At 53.0% G+C, this 14,927-nt stretch carries 12 protein-coding genes and 1 pseudogene; 3 read left to right on the forward strand and 10 right to left on the reverse strand.

The features are described 5' to 3' along the window. The first annotated feature begins 124 nt into the window (after positions 1 to 124). Together gltB and JQU52_RS08570 are read left to right on the forward strand one after the other, a co-directional pair. Positions 125 to 4,591, forward strand: coding sequence for a glutamate synthase large subunit (gene gltB / locus JQU52_RS08565; RefSeq protein WP_230338096.1), 4,467 nt, complete (start codon positions 125 to 127; stop codon positions 4,589 to 4,591). A 109-nt stretch (positions 4,592 to 4,700) separates the two neighbouring features. Continuing rightward, positions 4,701 to 6,110: an FAD-dependent oxidoreductase gene (locus JQU52_RS08570; protein WP_230338097.1), complete on the forward strand. Its 1,410-nt coding sequence runs from the start codon at positions 4,701 to 4,703 to the stop codon at positions 6,108 to 6,110. Between the two features lie 196 nt (positions 6,111 to 6,306). Here JQU52_RS08570 and JQU52_RS08575 read toward each other — a convergent pair whose 3' ends face one another. From JQU52_RS08575 to JQU52_RS08610, 8 genes and pseudogenes are all read right to left on the reverse strand, one after another. Further along, positions 6,307 to 6,915 carry an IS5 family transposase gene (locus tag JQU52_RS08575; protein WP_407947590.1) on the reverse strand — a complete coding sequence of 203 codons (609 nt, stop codon included), beginning with the start codon at positions 6,913 to 6,915 and terminating at the stop codon, positions 6,307 to 6,309. Positions 6,916 to 7,062: 147 nt separating this feature from the next. Next, positions 7,063 to 7,476, reverse strand: a complete 414-nt coding sequence (locus JQU52_RS08580) for a hypothetical protein (protein WP_230338098.1) — start codon at positions 7,474 to 7,476, stop codon at positions 7,063 to 7,065. 161 nt (positions 7,477 to 7,637) lie between these two features. Continuing rightward, positions 7,638 to 8,156, reverse strand: a complete 519-nt coding sequence (locus tag JQU52_RS08585; RefSeq protein ID WP_230338099.1) for an RNA pyrophosphohydrolase — start codon at positions 8,154 to 8,156, stop codon at positions 7,638 to 7,640. A 122-nt stretch (positions 8,157 to 8,278) separates the two neighbouring features. Then, a pseudogene (locus JQU52_RS08590) lies at positions 8,279 to 9,011 on the reverse strand (IS3 family transposase); the annotation flags it as partial. After that, positions 8,965 to 9,315, reverse strand: a complete 351-nt coding sequence (locus JQU52_RS08595) for a transposase (protein WP_230338100.1) — start codon at positions 9,313 to 9,315, stop codon at positions 8,965 to 8,967. The pseudogene JQU52_RS08590 and the gene JQU52_RS08595, both read right to left, overlap by 47 nt. Then, complete coding sequence (locus JQU52_RS08600) at positions 9,269 to 9,787, reverse strand: winged helix-turn-helix domain-containing protein (protein ID WP_230338101.1); 519 nt, start codon at positions 9,785 to 9,787, stop codon at positions 9,269 to 9,271. The genes JQU52_RS08595 and JQU52_RS08600 overlap by 47 nt, the downstream gene beginning before the upstream one ends. Before the next feature lie 319 nt (positions 9,788 to 10,106). Continuing rightward, positions 10,107 to 10,745, reverse strand: a complete 639-nt coding sequence (gene prfH, locus JQU52_RS08605; protein ID WP_230338102.1) for a peptide chain release factor H — start codon at positions 10,743 to 10,745, stop codon at positions 10,107 to 10,109. Positions 10,746 to 10,748: 3 nt separating this feature from the next. Continuing rightward, positions 10,749 to 11,891, reverse strand: coding sequence for an RNA ligase RtcB family protein (locus JQU52_RS08610; RefSeq protein WP_230338103.1), 1,143 nt, complete (start codon positions 11,889 to 11,891; stop codon positions 10,749 to 10,751). Between the two features lie 353 nt (positions 11,892 to 12,244). Here JQU52_RS08610 and JQU52_RS08615 point away from each other — a divergent pair, with 353 nt between their 5' ends. Continuing rightward, on the forward strand, positions 12,245 to 12,436 hold the full coding sequence (locus JQU52_RS08615; protein WP_230338104.1) for a hypothetical protein: 192 nt from the start codon (positions 12,245 to 12,247) through the stop codon (positions 12,434 to 12,436). A 228-nt stretch (positions 12,437 to 12,664) separates the two neighbouring features. Here JQU52_RS08615 and JQU52_RS08620 read toward each other — a convergent pair whose 3' ends face one another. Next, a complete protein-coding gene (locus tag JQU52_RS08620; protein ID WP_230338105.1) occupies positions 12,665 to 13,882 on the reverse strand; it encodes a hypothetical protein in 1,218 nt (405 codons plus the stop codon). Positions 13,883 to 13,995: 113 nt separating this feature from the next. Continuing rightward, complete coding sequence (locus JQU52_RS08625; RefSeq protein ID WP_328301372.1) at positions 13,996 to 14,547, reverse strand: DDE-type integrase/transposase/recombinase; 552 nt, start codon at positions 14,545 to 14,547, stop codon at positions 13,996 to 13,998. Positions 14,548 to 14,927: the final 380 nt, after the last annotated feature.

Genomic DNA, 14,927 nt, shown 5'->3' on the forward strand with positions numbered 1-14,927 from the left:
AAAAACCTTTGACGCAGTGCCGCAATTTTCGTATTTTAACGCTCTTGTCTCGGCTTTGCTGCGAGCGCAAAAATACCATCAACACCACCACCAAAATAAGAAATTTTGCAGGAAAGGTTTTGCCATGACCAAACTTTACGATCGCGCCCTAGAAAAAGAAAACTGCGGCTTTGGCCTGATTGCCAATATCGACGGCGAGCCCAGCCACAAGGTGGTGCGCACCGCCATTTTGGGTTTGTCGCGCATGCAGCACCGTGGGGCGATTTTGTCCGACGGCAAAACCGGCGACGGCTGCGGCCTGTTGATGCAGATGCCGGAAAAATTTTTTCAAGCGGTGGCCGCCGATGCGGGTGTAACACTGGCCAAAAACTTTGCCGTGGGCATGGTGTTTTTGCCGCGCGATGCGGCGCTGGCCAATGAATACGCCGCCATTATCGAAGAAGAGCTCACCCGCGAAACCTTGGGGGTGGCGATGTGGCGCGAGGTGCCAATCAACACGGCGGTGTTGGGCGAAATCGCACTGGCCGATATGCCCACCATCCGCCAAGTGATGGTAAACGCACCGGCGGGCTGGCTGCCGCGCGATTTGGAGCGGCGCCTGTTTATGACGCGCCGTCGCATCGAAAAACGCATTAACCACCGCGATTTCTATATTTGCAGCTTGTCGAATAAGGTCACCATCTACAAAGGGCTGTGCATGCCCAAAGATTTGCCCAAATTTTATCTCGACTTGGCCGATTTACGCATGCAGTCTGCCATCTGCTTATTCCACCAGCGCTTTTCCACCAATACCTTGCCGCGCTGGCAATTGGCGCAGCCGTTTCGCTATTTGGCGCACAACGGCGAAATCAACACCATCTCCGGCAACCGCGCTTGGGCGCGGGCGCGGGCGTATAAATACCACACACCCTTGATTCCCGATTTGCAAACCGCCGCGCCGTTTGTGAACGAAACCGGTTCCGATTCCAGCTCGCTCGACAATATGCTGGAGCTGTTTGTCAACGGCGGCATGGACTTATTCCGCGCCATGCGCCTGCTGGTGCCGCCCGCTTGGCAGCACAACCCGGATATGGACGACGACTTGCGCGCGTTTTACGACTTCAATTCCATGCACATGGAGCCGTGGGACGGCCCAGCGGGCATTGTGCTCTCCGACGGGCGTTATGCCGCCTGCAATCTGGACCGCAACGGCCTGCGCCCGGCGCGTTATGTCATCACCCAAGATCGGCTGATTACCATTGCTTCCGAAGTGGGTATTTGGGACTACGCGCCCGATGAAGTAGTGGAAAAAGGCCGTGTCGGCCCCGGCGAATTGCTGGTGATTGACACCCGCGAAGGCAAGCTGTTGCACTCGGCGCAGATTAACCAAGAGCTAAAAGCGCGTCACCCTTATCGCGAATGGCTGAATAAAAACGTACACACGCTGATTCCGTTTGAAAAATTGCCCGACGACCAAGTGGGCGAGCCGCACCTAGACCCCAACAAACTGGTGATTTTCCAAAAGCAGTTTGGCTACAACCAGGAAGAAATGGAAAGCGTGCTGCGCGTGTTGGGCGAAAGCGGTCAAGAAGCCGTGGGCTCGATGGGCGACGACACCCCGTTTGCGGTGCTCAGCCAGCGCCCACGGCTGGTGTACGATTATTTCCGCCAGTATTTTGCCCAAGTGACCAACCCGCCGATCGACCCCTTGCGCGAAGCGCATGTGATGAGCCTCACCACCAGCATCGGTCGCGAAATGAGCGTATTTTTTGAAGCCGAAGGCATGAGCCATCGGGTGAATTTCAAATCGCCGGTGCTGCTGTATTCGGATATGGTGCAATTGCTGAAGCTGCCTGAAGCCCACTACCAAAGCCAGCGCCTTGATGCGGTGTACGACCCCGCCACCACCACTTTGAAGCAAGCGATTGAACGCCTGGCCGACGAAGCCGAAGCCGCAGTGAAAAACGGCGCGGTATTGCTGATTGTGTCCGACCGCCAAATCGGCCAATCCTTAATCCAAATTCCCGCACCCTTATCGGTGGGTGCCATCCAGCAGCGCTTGGTGGCCACCAATTTGCGTTGCGATGCCAATATTATTATGGAAACCGGCTCCGCCCGCGACCCGCACCATTTCGCCGTATTAATCGGCCTTGGCGCCACCGCCGTGTATCCGTATTTGGCCTATGAATCACTGGCGCGCATGGTGAGCACCGGCGCGATTACCAAGCCTTTGCGGGTGGTGACCGCCAATTTCCGCAACGGCATCAACAAAGGCCTGTATAAAATCATCTCCAAAATGGGCATTTCCACCATTTCTTCTTATCGCTGCGCCCAATTGTTTGAAGCGGTGGGCTTTGGTGATGAAGTGGTGAGCTTGTGCTTTAAAGGCATGACCAGCCGCATCGGCGGCGCCACTTTCGAACACTTGGGCGAAGAGCTCAAGCGCTTTCATAAAGTGGCGTGGCAAAAAAGCAAACCCTTGGATGCGGGCGGCTTGCTCAAATACAAACCGCAAGGCGAATACCACGCTTACAACCCGGAAGTGGTGAACACGCTTCAGGCAGCCGTTAACAGCGGCGACTATCAGCAATACCGCCTGTATGCCGACGCGGTGAACAGCCGCCCGATTACCACCTTGCGCGATTTGCTGCGCCTGAAAACCGAAAACAAAACCGCCATTGCCATCGAGCAAGTGGAAGCGGCGGAAAACCTGTATCAGCGCTTCGACAGCGCTGCTATGTCCATCGGCGCGCTCAGCCCCGAAGCGCATGAATCGCTGGCGATTGCCATGAACCGCTTGGGCGGCTATTCCAATTCGGGCGAGGGCGGCGAAGACCCCAAACGCTACGGCACCGAAAAAGTGTCGCGCATCAAGCAAGTGGCGTCCGGCCGTTTCGGCGTGACTCCGGCTTATCTGATGAGTGCGGATGTGATTCAAATCAAAGTGGCGCAAGGCGCCAAGCCGGGCGAGGGCGGCCAATTGCCGGGCGATAAAGTAACGCCCTATATTGCCCAATTGCGCTACGCCGTGCCTGGTTCTACCTTGATTTCACCGCCGCCGCACCACGATATTTATTCGATTGAAGACTTGGCACAGCTCATTTTCGACCTCAAACAAGTGAACCCCAAAGCGCTGATTTCGGTGAAGCTGGTGTCTTTGCCCGGCGTGGGCACCATTGCCACCGGCGTGGCCAAAGCCTATGCCGACCTGATCACCATTTCCGGCTACGACGGCGGCACCGGCGCAAGCCCGCTCACCAGCGTGAAATACGCCGGCAGCCCGTGGGAATTGGGCTTGGCCGAAGCGCAGCAGGCGTTGGTGGAAAACAATCTGCGCCACAAAGTGCGCCTGCAAGTAGACGGCGGCCTCAAAACCGGGCTGGATATTGTGAAAGCCGCCATTTTGGGCGCCGAGAGTTTCGGCTTTGGCACGGGGCCGATGGTGGCGCTGGGCTGCCGTTATTTGCGCATTTGCCATTTGAACAACTGTGCCACCGGCATCGCCACCCAAGACGATACCTTGCGCAGCAAGCATTACCACGGGCTGCCTGAAAAAGCGATGAACTACTTTAAGTTTATTGCCCAAGACGTGCGCGAAATCATGGCCGCATTGGGTGTGGCCAAGCTCACCGATTTAATCGGGCGCACCGATTTGCTTGAAGTGGTGGCGGGCAGCACCCCCAAACACGCGGCGCTGGATTTGCGCGGCCTGTTGTATTCGCCGCAAGTGCCTGCGGGCAGCGCGCTGTATTGCACCCAAAACAACCCGCCGTTCGACCAAGGCCGCCTTAACCGCGTGATTATGGACGATGCGGCGGCAGCGGTGGCCAGCGGCAGCAACATCGACTTAAGCTACGACATCAACAACACCGACCGCTCGGTGGGCGCGACCTTGTCCGGCCTGATTGCCGCCAGCCACGGCAATCGCGGCAACTTAGAGCAGCAAATCGACATCCGCCTCAACGGCACCGCCGGGCAAAGCCTAGGCGTGTGGCTGGCGGGCAGCGTGAGCCTGCACCTCACGGGCGACGCCAACGACTATGTGGGCAAAGGCATGGCGGGCGGCAAAATCGTGATTCGACCGCACGGCGGCACCGCGTTTAAACCCGAAAACGCCACCATCGCCGGCAACACCTGTTTGTATGGTGCCACCGGCGGCAAGCTGTTGGCCTCGGGCAAGGCGGGCGAGCGCTTTGCGGTGCGCAATTCCGGTGCCAGCGCCGTGGTGGAAGGCATTGGCGACAACGGCTGCGAATACATGACCGGCGGCGTGATTTGCGTGCTCGGCAAAACCGGCATCAACTTTGGCGCAGGCATGACCGGCGGCTTTGCCTATGTGTTGGATGTGGACGGCGGCTTTGCCCAACGCATCAACCCGGAAATGGTGGAAGGCCTGCCCATCACCGATTTGCCCATGCACCAAGAGCATTTGCGCGGCCTGATTGCCGAGCATGTAGAGCACACCCGCAGCCCCTTGGGCGAGCGCATTCTGGCGGATTGGGACAACCACGTCGGCAAAATCGTGTTGGTGAAACCGAAAGCCAACGACGTAAACGCCTTGCTCGGCCACAAGCGCCGCACCGTTACCGAATTGCGTGCGGTAACGCAGTAAACAGGATTTTCAGGCAGCCTTTAAGCTGTAAGGCTACCTGAAACCGCAAAAATACAACTGCGCCGATGCCAAGGCTGCCTGAAAAACAAATTGAATCCAAGGAACCACCATGAGCCAACGAGAAAACGTGTACCAGTTTATCGACCTGCCGCGCGTTGACCCGCCCAAAATTCCGCTGGCCACCCGCCAAAGCGAATTTGTGGAAATCTACCAGCCGTTTACCGAAGTGCAGGCCGCCGCCCAGGCCGACCGCTGCCTGGCTTGCGGCAATCCTTATTGTCAAAGCAAATGCCCGCTGCACAACAACATCCCCAACTGGCTGCGCTTGGCCAATGAAGGGCGCATTATCGAAGCAGCGGAGCTGGCACACAGCACCAACAGCCTGCCCGAAGTGTGCGGCCGCGTGTGCCCGCAAGACCGCTTGTGCGAGGGCGATTGCACCCTGAATGCGGAATTCGGTGCCGTTACCATCGGCAATGTGGAGAAATACATCACCGAAAAAGCCTTTGAAATGGGCTGGCAGCCCAGCGTGGGCGCGGTGGAAAAAACCGGCAAAAAAGTGGCGGTGGTGGGCGCGGGGCCTGCCGGTTTGGGCTGTGCCGACGTGTTAATCCGCAATGGTGTCGATGTGGTGGTGTACGAGCGCGCCCGCGAAATCGGCGGCCTACTCACCTTCGGTATTCCTTCGTTTAAATTGGAAAAAGAAGTGATGATTCGCCGCCGCCAATTGTTTGGTGATATGGGCATTGAGTTCAAACTGGGCGTAGACGTGGGCCGCGACATCAGCCTAGACGAATTGGCGGCACAATACGATGCCGTATTCTTGGGCGTGGGCACCTATCAGGGAATGCAGGCCGATATTGCCAACGAAGACGCCGCAGGCGTGTATTCGGCATTGCCGTTTTTGATTGGCAACACCGAACACACCATGGGCTTGGGCGATGAAAACTACATCTCCATGCGCGGCAAACGCGTGGTGGTGCTCGGCGGCGGCGACACCGCCATGGACTGCGTGCGCACCGCCATTCGCCAGCAGGCGGTCGAAGTGATTTGTGCCTACCGCCGCGATGCCGTGAATATGCCCGGCTCGCGCAAGGAATTTCAAAATGCCAAAGAAGAGGGCGTGCAGTTCAAATTCAATGCCCAGCCGGTGGGGATTGAAACCGATGCTGCCGGTGCGGTTTGCGGCATCAAATTGGTGAAAACCCAGCTGGGTGCTGCCGATGCCCGTGGCCGCCGTGTGGCCGAAGTGGTGCCGGGCAGCGAAGAAGTGCTGCCGTGCGATGCGGTGATTGTGGCCTTCGGCTTCGCCCCGCACGCCATGCCGTGGCTAGAGAGCGTGGGCGTTACCGTAGACAGCAAAGGCCGGATTCAGGCCGCAGGCGAATATGACCAGCAAACCGCCAACCCCAAAATCTTTGCTGGCGGCGACATCACCCGCGGCTCTGATTTGGTGGTCACCGCCATCCGCGAAGGCCGCGATGCCGCACAAGGCATGCTGGATTATTTTGGTATTTAGCGCTGCGTGTGTGGCGTCAACAGATTTAAGGCTGTCTGAACGCAGTTTCTGCGAAGCCAAGAGCGTGTTTATGCCTTCAGGCAGCAGCATTGTACCTTAAGCCCAATCTAAAAATCGAAACATTCGGGCAAGGTGGCCAGTTTCGGTTTTCAGGCAGCCTTATGCCGAAAGATTAGGGTCTGTTCACAATTACTTGTCATAAAGGTAACCACATCACAATGCACCCCAATAAAACCGTACTGTGGAAGTTGCGTTTGAGCTTATCGTAACGGCTGGCAATCGCTCGGAAATGTTTCAAACGGCAAAAGGCATTCTCTACCAAATGCCTGATTTTATATAAATACCAGTCCATGTCTTTATTTTTCTCTTCCCTATTGCTTTTATAGGGAATATTGGCTTTCGCACCGCTTTGCTCTATTTGCTCCCTGAGCCGGTCTGAATCGTAACCTTTGTCCGCATTAACCAACTCAGTTTCGGCAAGGTTGATGTTGTCAAGCAGCTCCGGTGCAACGGTGACATCATGGATATTGCCCGCAGTAACGATAACCTCAATCGGATTGCCTGCAGCATCTACAGCCAGATGAATCTTGCTGGTTCTGCCGCCTCGGCTCATACCGATTGCGTGATCCTCTTGCGCACTGAGCGCTGAGGCTGCGGCGCAGTGTTGGTGGGCACGGATATAACTGCCGTCTATGGCTACCCACTCCAAGTCACTCTCTTGGCTGAGCTGTTTCAAGATTGCAGTAAAAATGCCTTTTTCTGACCAACGGTTATAAGCGGTATAACAGCTTCGTCCAATGTTCATCTTTGAGTAGTGTACGGGGCATCGCAGGTGTATTGGGGGGTGTGAGAACTTCCTTTTATGCCTGCGTTTCTTTTTTATTCAAGGGTATGACAAGTAATTGTGAATAGACCCCTAGGTTTCGTCTGAAGTGGTTTTTCAGAATACCGTCTATTTTTTGATTTTCACACCTACTTTGGCCGCTTCAATCACCAGCGGCGGTAACTGCCATTGCGCCAGCAATTGGTTTACCGCTTTGAGCTTGTGCCGCCGTACCGGCTGGCCAAGCATTGCCGGTGCGTTCAGCGCAAAACGGCGGCTGCCCACAAGAAAATTCACCACTTCATCTATATCCAATTGGCCATTGGGGTGCAGGCGGATTTCGGTGGCGCTAGTGAGCCAGCCGCGGCCTTTGCGGTAGCATGGCTGTTGGTCGACCAAGCTGGGCTGCGCTTGGTAGCCGTGGGTGGCGGCCCAAGCGGCCAAATCGGCGGCGGCCTGTGCTTGCAGGCTTTCAGGCAGCATGATGCTGGCGTGCGGGTATTGCTGTTGCGCCTTGTCGGCCATCAACCATAACAACAACAAGCCCAGTGCGCCGCCAACCAACCCGCCTAAAACACTGAATATCAATATGCTGTGGTGCCCATATACTGCCTTTCGATTTAAATAAAAACGTGATTGAAGTAAAACGGAGTTTCTGCGCAGCTAAAACGCCGTTTCAGGCTGCCTGAAACGGCGTTGTCGGTTTAGTCGGCATTGGTTTGCTGCTGTAAAAATACATCCAGGCTTTCCAGCTCGCGCAGGTGACGCGACAATTCCTGTAAAGCGCCTTCGTAAACGCCGCGTTTGAAATCGATCACTTCGTCAATCGGCGCCCAGTATTGGTGCCAACGCCAAGCATCGAATTCGGGGTGGCTGGTGGCGCGCAAATGCACATCGCTTTCGCGGCCGATTAAACGCAGCAAATACCAGATTTGCTTTTGCCCACGGTAGGAGCCACGCCATTCGCGCTTCACCCAATGCGTGGGCACGTCATAGCGCAGCCAGTCGCGCGTGCGCCCTAGGATTTTTACATGATGAGGCAATAGCCCCACTTCTTCCAGCAGCTCGCGGTACATGGCGGCTTCCGGGCTTTCGCCCGGCTTGATGCCGCCTTGCGGAAACTGCCACGAATGCTCGCGCACGCGTTTGCCCCAAAACACTTCATTGCGCTCGTTGGTTAAAATAATGCCAACATTGGGGCGATATCCTTCTCTGTCCAACATCGCAGTGTCGCCCGTCAAAAATAAGGGCGATTTTCCCACAAAAGCCAAGGCGGCACCAGCGGTTTGCCCGGCTAAGGCGATGCTGAACCGCCCCGACTTTATAGGAGCCGGTTTATCTTGAGTCAAGCCGCCTTAGCCGACTCTTCCAATTGGCGATAATACGCCATTTCATACTCAGCCGGTGGCACATAGCCAATCGGCTCCAGTAAACGGTGGTGATTAAACCAATCCACCCATTCCAATCTCGCCCACTCCACATCAGCCATCCCCCGCCAAGGCCGTTGGGGTGGATGACTTCGGCTTTGTAAAGGCCATTGATTGTTTGGGCCGGCGCGTTGTCGTAAGAGTCACCCTTGGTGCCCACCGAAGCCTTCATCTGTGCCTGCCGCAGCCGCTCGGTGTAACCTATCGACAGATACTGGCTGCCTCGGTCACTGTGGTGGATAACCCCTTTCGGGCACCGGGCATACAAAGCCTGCGCCAATGCATCCATCACCATGTCGGTATCCATCCGTTTTGACACTTTCCAGCCGACAATACGCCGGGCAAAAACATCAATCACAAAGGCGGTGTATACAAAGCCCTGATGGGTGGTTACGTAGGTGAAATCCGCCACCCACAGCTGATTGGGACTCTCGGCGCTGAGCCGGCGTTTCACCCAATCACCTGCCCGTTGCAGTTGGGGTCGCAAACCGTGGTGCGTTTGCCTTTGCCCCGCCACACACCCTGCATTTGATGCTTGCGCATCAGGCGCTCCACCGTACAGCGGGCAACGCGGTGACCATCCCGTAACAAAGCCCTCCAGACTTTACGTGCACCATAGATTTGGCGGCTCTGTTGCCGGATGTTGCGGATAAGGATGAGCTACTTCCTTGCTGATATGCTGCATATGTAGCTGCATGGCTTGCTTATTTACATACGGCAATACCAAACCCACACTGTTGCCGCTTGAGGGGCAGAATGCCCCAAATAAGTAGGCAGACTCAAATTGCTGTTGGCGTACGACCCTCGGCCTTTGGCCGCAATAGTGCCAAACCCGGGTGATGGATCCTTGCTGGCCGATACGGGTTTCATCTTGAAACCAGATGTCTACGTCAGACAACTCAATGTGTTCAGGCAGCACTGTCCGAACATGGTTTACGAAGTTTTTTAAAATCATCCATTGCCTGCTGATCCGCTTTGGGATGCCGGCTGCGGGCAGATACCCAGCTGATGCCGATGCGGGACAATAAGCCGTAAATGCCTTTCGGTGTGTAGTCGGTATTAAAGTCTTCCTTGGCAATACGGGCAATATCAACAGCAGTCAGCCTGCCGCCGCCCCTTTGCTGTTGTTGTTCTACAATGGCTTGCTTAAAGGCTTCGATGTCTTTTTCGGCCAACAGGCTTTTGCGGCCTCTGCCGGGTTTGTCGTAGATGCTGTCCAGCCCATACAGCCAATAGTGCTTTCTGATGACGCTGATGCTTTGTTGATGATAGCCGAAGATTTGTGCAATGCTGTCTAAGCTGTGACTCAAGCTCAGTTGATGCAGCATCAACAATTTGATCCGCGCTCTCGGATTTGACTCTGTTTTGGACAGTTTCAAAAAATCATAATCGGTCAGCTGGTGTTTGCGGGGCGTTAGTTTGGGCATGGTGGTGTTTGGGGGAGTTTGGGCTTGGGTTCTATTGTATTGTATTTTGTAGAATTGGTATAACGACATCTGATGATGGCGGTGCTTGGTGCAATTTGATTATAGTGGCGGTAGAAAAGTGGCAATACGGCGTGAAAAACAGTAGGGATGCAATGGATTTTGCAAAATTAATAGCGTAATCATCAGGCTGCCTGAAAACTTCAGGCAGCCTGATGGCACATAGGCACTATTGCTACCATGGCGTGATTGACTGTGTTGCCACTATTCTTATTCCTTGGCAATCGTGTAGCGCACGGTATTTTATGCTGCGAATATGGGCTTATGATACGGCGGTATCGCCAGGTGTTTTCTCCTGAAATGCCGCGCCCGCAAATACCCGTACGGGGTTGCCGCGTGCCAGTTGATACAATTGCGCATGTTGCGCCTGTGCCTGCACGCCTTGCTGGTTGGCTGCGGCGGCGGCCAGCTTTTGCGCTAGCAAGGCCAGCGCGCGTTTTTTGTTGGCGTGCTGGCTGCGCTCGCTTTCCACCCGCACCGACAGGCCGCTGGCCAGATGGGTGGCACGCACAGCGCTTTCGGTTTTGTTCACATGCTGGCCACCCTTGCCACCGGCGCGGCAGGTTTGCAGGCGCACGGCGCCATCGTCCGGCAGCGGCGGCACATCCGGCAGGCGAAACACGCCGACATACCAGTTTTTGCGCGGATGTTTTGGCCGTAAGGGGCTGGGGCAAATCCATTGCACCGTGCCTAGCCAGCGTGCGACCAAGGCTTCGGCAGCGGCGCCGCTTAAGCCTACCACTGCCGACAAAATGCCGTGTTTGCTTTCTAAGGCTGCCTGAACATCGGCAGCAATGCCTTGTTGCTTGGCTTCCGCCAGCAGCCGTTGCAGCACAAAGCGGGCAAACATTTGGCATTCTGCCGGGCCTTGCGCGGTGGAGATTTGTAAAGTGATATTCATATTTTATTCTCCGCAATTGCCGCTGGTTTTATAAGTAAGCACCGGCTTAAACCGCGCCACCAAAGTAATCAAACCCGCATGAAGCATAGCCTGTATTACGCTGTCGATGTTTTTATAGGCTTGCGGCGCTTCCTCATAAATCAATGCCTTGTCTTGGCACACCACTACACTGCCCAAGGCGGTGCGGCGCAAGGATTCGACAGAATATTTGTGTGACAAGCGGCCTTTGCATTCGCCGCGCTGCCATTTGCGCCCGGCGCCGTGGGCAAGCGAATTCAGCGACAGGCTGCAATCGGCAGACGGCTGCACCCAATAGCTGAAATCCCCGCGCGAGCCGGGAATTATCACCGCACCGCAATCAGCCGGCGTGGCGCCTTTGCGGTGCAACCAGCCCTGCGTACCGTTGATATCGGCGTGTTCCAGAAAGTTGTGATGCACATCCAGCAGGCAGGTGCCATCGCCATGCCAGCGTGCCAACATACGCTCGGCAATCAGGCAGCGGTTGGCGCGGGCAAAGTCCAGCGCGGCATTGTGTTCGGCCAAATAAGCGTGGGCGGCGGCGCTGTCGCTGCTTAAACCGTGGTGACCGAATTGCTCGATATGGCGGCGCAAAATCTGCTGCCCCAAGCCACGCGAGCCGCTGTGCACCAATAATTGTAAAGCATCTGCATTGAATGCGGCGGGCAGCAAATCTGCGCGATAAACCGTGTCCACCATCTGCAGCTCGGCAAAATGGTTGCCGCCACCAATGGTGCCCAAGGCTGCCTGAAACGGATGCTGTGGCAGCAATTCATCGATACGGCTTTGCCAGCCTTCATCCAGCGGCAAATCAATATTGCCCAGCTGCCGCGCCAGTTTTTCCGGCTTGGCCTTGTGTGCGGACAAATCGGTTTGCCAAAAGGCCATGCCGCAGCCGATATCGTTGCCGATTAAGGCGGGGTAAAAATGGTGGCTGCTTAAAAAAGCCGCCCCCACCGGATAGCCGCGCCCGGCATGCAAATCGGGCATGCCCGCCACATGGCGCATATGCGGCAAAGCCGCGGTGGTGTGCAACTGCTGCACCGCATTGCCTTCAATCCAGGTGTCGGCATCGGCAATAACGGCCACAGTGGCCATAGAATCAGAATGGGAAAAATCAGTGCCCATGATGTACTTTCATGCAGGCGCACGCCGCCGCAGTAATTTATAACGTGGCAGTGTGCGCAAAATCAGGAAAGCAGCCCCAAGCGGGCAATAGGCATAAAAAAAGCGCCTTTACGCGCCCAGGCTGCAAAGAATGATTGAGCGGATTGAAGTAATGATGTTCATGGTGTGCTCCTTTCTTTGCGAATTGGTGAAATAATGAAGCGGGATTATAGTGGCGGCTTGGGGAAAGTGGCAATAAAAATGCGGGAAATGGGTGAAGTGTGGTTTATTTTGCAACAATAGCGAGAATAATAAGGCTGCCTGAAGATTTATTAAGGGCGTGGGTGCAGCCCACGCACGCGGATTGGTGAATTATGCTGGCGCTGGCCGACCCAGAAACCAACAAGCAGCTCAGTTGGGGCGATTTGGTGGAAGAGGGTGTAGCGGATATGCTGGTTGAACATGGCTGGGTGCTGCCCGGCCAAAAAAGCAACGATGCCGTGGCCTTGACTGCCAAAGGGTTGGCAGAAGCGGCGAGAATCAAGCTGATGATTGGAGAGGATTAAGGGTAGGGTGCAATAAAAGGCCGTCTGAAAGATTTCTTTCAGACGGCCTGAGCTTTTCATATGCAGAATTCACGGTTTGATGGATGAAGCCCCCATTCGAAGGCAAGCGCGGTGCAGTTGCTGGGCTTGAGGGTGGGTTGCTGGCGAAGCCTGAAACGCCCACTCGAAAAACGTGTACGTACCGCATACACCCTATGCATAGATTGACATTTTATACAGACTACTGCTTTATATTTCGTGGTTGATAAATTGTTCATAAGCTGCTTTGACACCATTTGGAACACTTGCTGGATCAATTAAGCTCAATGCTTGTATAAATCTTTTTCTTTTTGATGCAATTATGCGAGAGATCCTAGAGTTTTTTGTTTGTGTATGACGTAACATCATAGCTATTTCTTGTGGGGAAAAGCTTTTAATAATTTTTTCATAAGATGGGATAGCAGCCCATGAAACACCGTATCCATTTCCCAAATAACAAGATACGATAGTGTCTACAAAATCACTTTGCACTGTATCAGGAACAGCGGTATTTTGAGATAACTCTAATAATCGTTCTGCATACGGAGGCTCATTATAAAAATTATTTAACCCATCATGGGCAATTTGTAATCTTTGAATGGCAGTTGAAAAAATAGTGTGTTGCTGTGGAGCTGATAATAGTCCCAACAATCCTAATTTCTCAAAAAATTGACTTGATGCTGTTTGTCGTGATTCATCTCCTTTGGTGATATATTCAGCATGCTTGTCAATTAAAGCTGAACGAAGAGAGGCTGAAAAACTATTTTTAAATAACTCACAAATATCTAAAGCGTTTAATCTTGTGGGTTCTTGAGAATTTGAGTCACAATAAACACCATGGGCCATAATAATTAATAATTGTTTTTGTACCTCATGAGTTTCGGAGAGTCGATTAGTCCATAATTCACGCTGAGCATCATTAAATCTATCGCCTTTTAAGGATTGAATAAATCCATTAATATTAACTCCTTTAGGTGAGGATGAATCACCCAATGCATATTTTATGCAGCGATTTAAGAAAGTGATAAACTCTCTATCGTTTAAGTTTCCAAGTGAAGGATGAGCAGCAGAAAAATTATTACGTATATTTCTACACTGACCTAAGAAAAGAGAGCCTTCTTCATTTAAAATATTCAGTTGTAAACATAAATCAAGTAGTTGACTGTCCTGAAGTGAAATTAAATGGCTATCTTCGAAATCTTTTTCTAAAATTTGAGATACAATAGGTAAACCGAAATTTCTAACCTTCTCTCGAAGTCTTAAAATTGCAGCGTTCCATATGTAATTGATTGCACCATCAAATAATCCTGAGCTTATTGCTATACACATTCGAGCAATAAGCTCAGGATTGATATTTTGGACAGGTATATTTTTCAGTTCTCTTGGCAGATCATTCCATGCGTATCGGATTTCTTCATCACTAGCCAAGACTTCTCTCGGAAATCCAAGAGAAGCAATTAATCAATTAATTGCAGGAATTGTATTTTTAGATAAATCAGGCAACTGTTGGTTGAAAGTAGCTACTTGAGTATGTAGGTTCATTAAATGTTAAGACCCATAATCTTCTGGAATGGATTTTCACGAAACAATTCAGGCTCTAGATTATAGCAATCTTCCAAAGCCTGCCAAGGCGTTTTGTACTTCAACGACCGTAAGGGGCGTTGATGGTTGTAATACAGCAAAAATACCATCAAGTGCCGTTTAAGTTCGTCAGGATGCTCATAGTGGAAGCGTTTGACCGTTACCTCTTTCAGCATCTTGTTGGTAATCTCCACCTGCCCGTTCGTCCATGGATGACGGAATTTCGTGGTACGGTGCTCAATGCCCAAATGCCGGCAAAGCTCGTCAAACGGATGCTCCTTATCAGGCCGTTGTGCTTGGCTCAGCAAGTTGTAGGTAAACTGCGCACCGTTGTCCGTTAGGATATGGGTGATTTTAAACACACAATCTTGTTGTAGGTTGCGCAGAAAAGAAACGGCGGTTTTCTGCGTCATACGCGGATGAAGTTCTGCATAAACATATTTGGTTTTGCGGTCGATGGCGACAAACAGGTACAGCTTGCCGGTTTCACAACGCACCTCGGTGATGTCGATATGGACAAAGCCAACCGGATATTGTTTGAATGTTTTTTACCTTTTTGGCCATCGGATTCATTCTTGGGTAAGCGCGACAATCCGTGATGTTGCAAGCACCGGTGCAGATTGGAGCGGCTCAGCTTTGGAATATTGGGCTTGAAGATGATATACAGCTCGTCCAATGACAGCCGCAGATGTCGCCGGACGGTACAGATTGCCTGCTGCTCCGATTCGGTCAACACGCTGGGGCGGGTTTTGGGGCCGGACTTTTTATCTTCGACCGAATCTGCGTGTTTCCAGTAGAGAACGGTTTTGAAATTAATATTGTATTTTTAGCTAACGCTGCGATGCTCTCTTCAGACTCTTGTATTTCTTTTCTGATTCTAGGCGTAGTCTTG

Origin of the sequence: Paralysiella testudinis (assembly GCF_016894345.1) — a bacterium.
GTDB lineage: Bacteria > Pseudomonadota > Gammaproteobacteria > Burkholderiales > Neisseriaceae > Paralysiella > Paralysiella testudinis.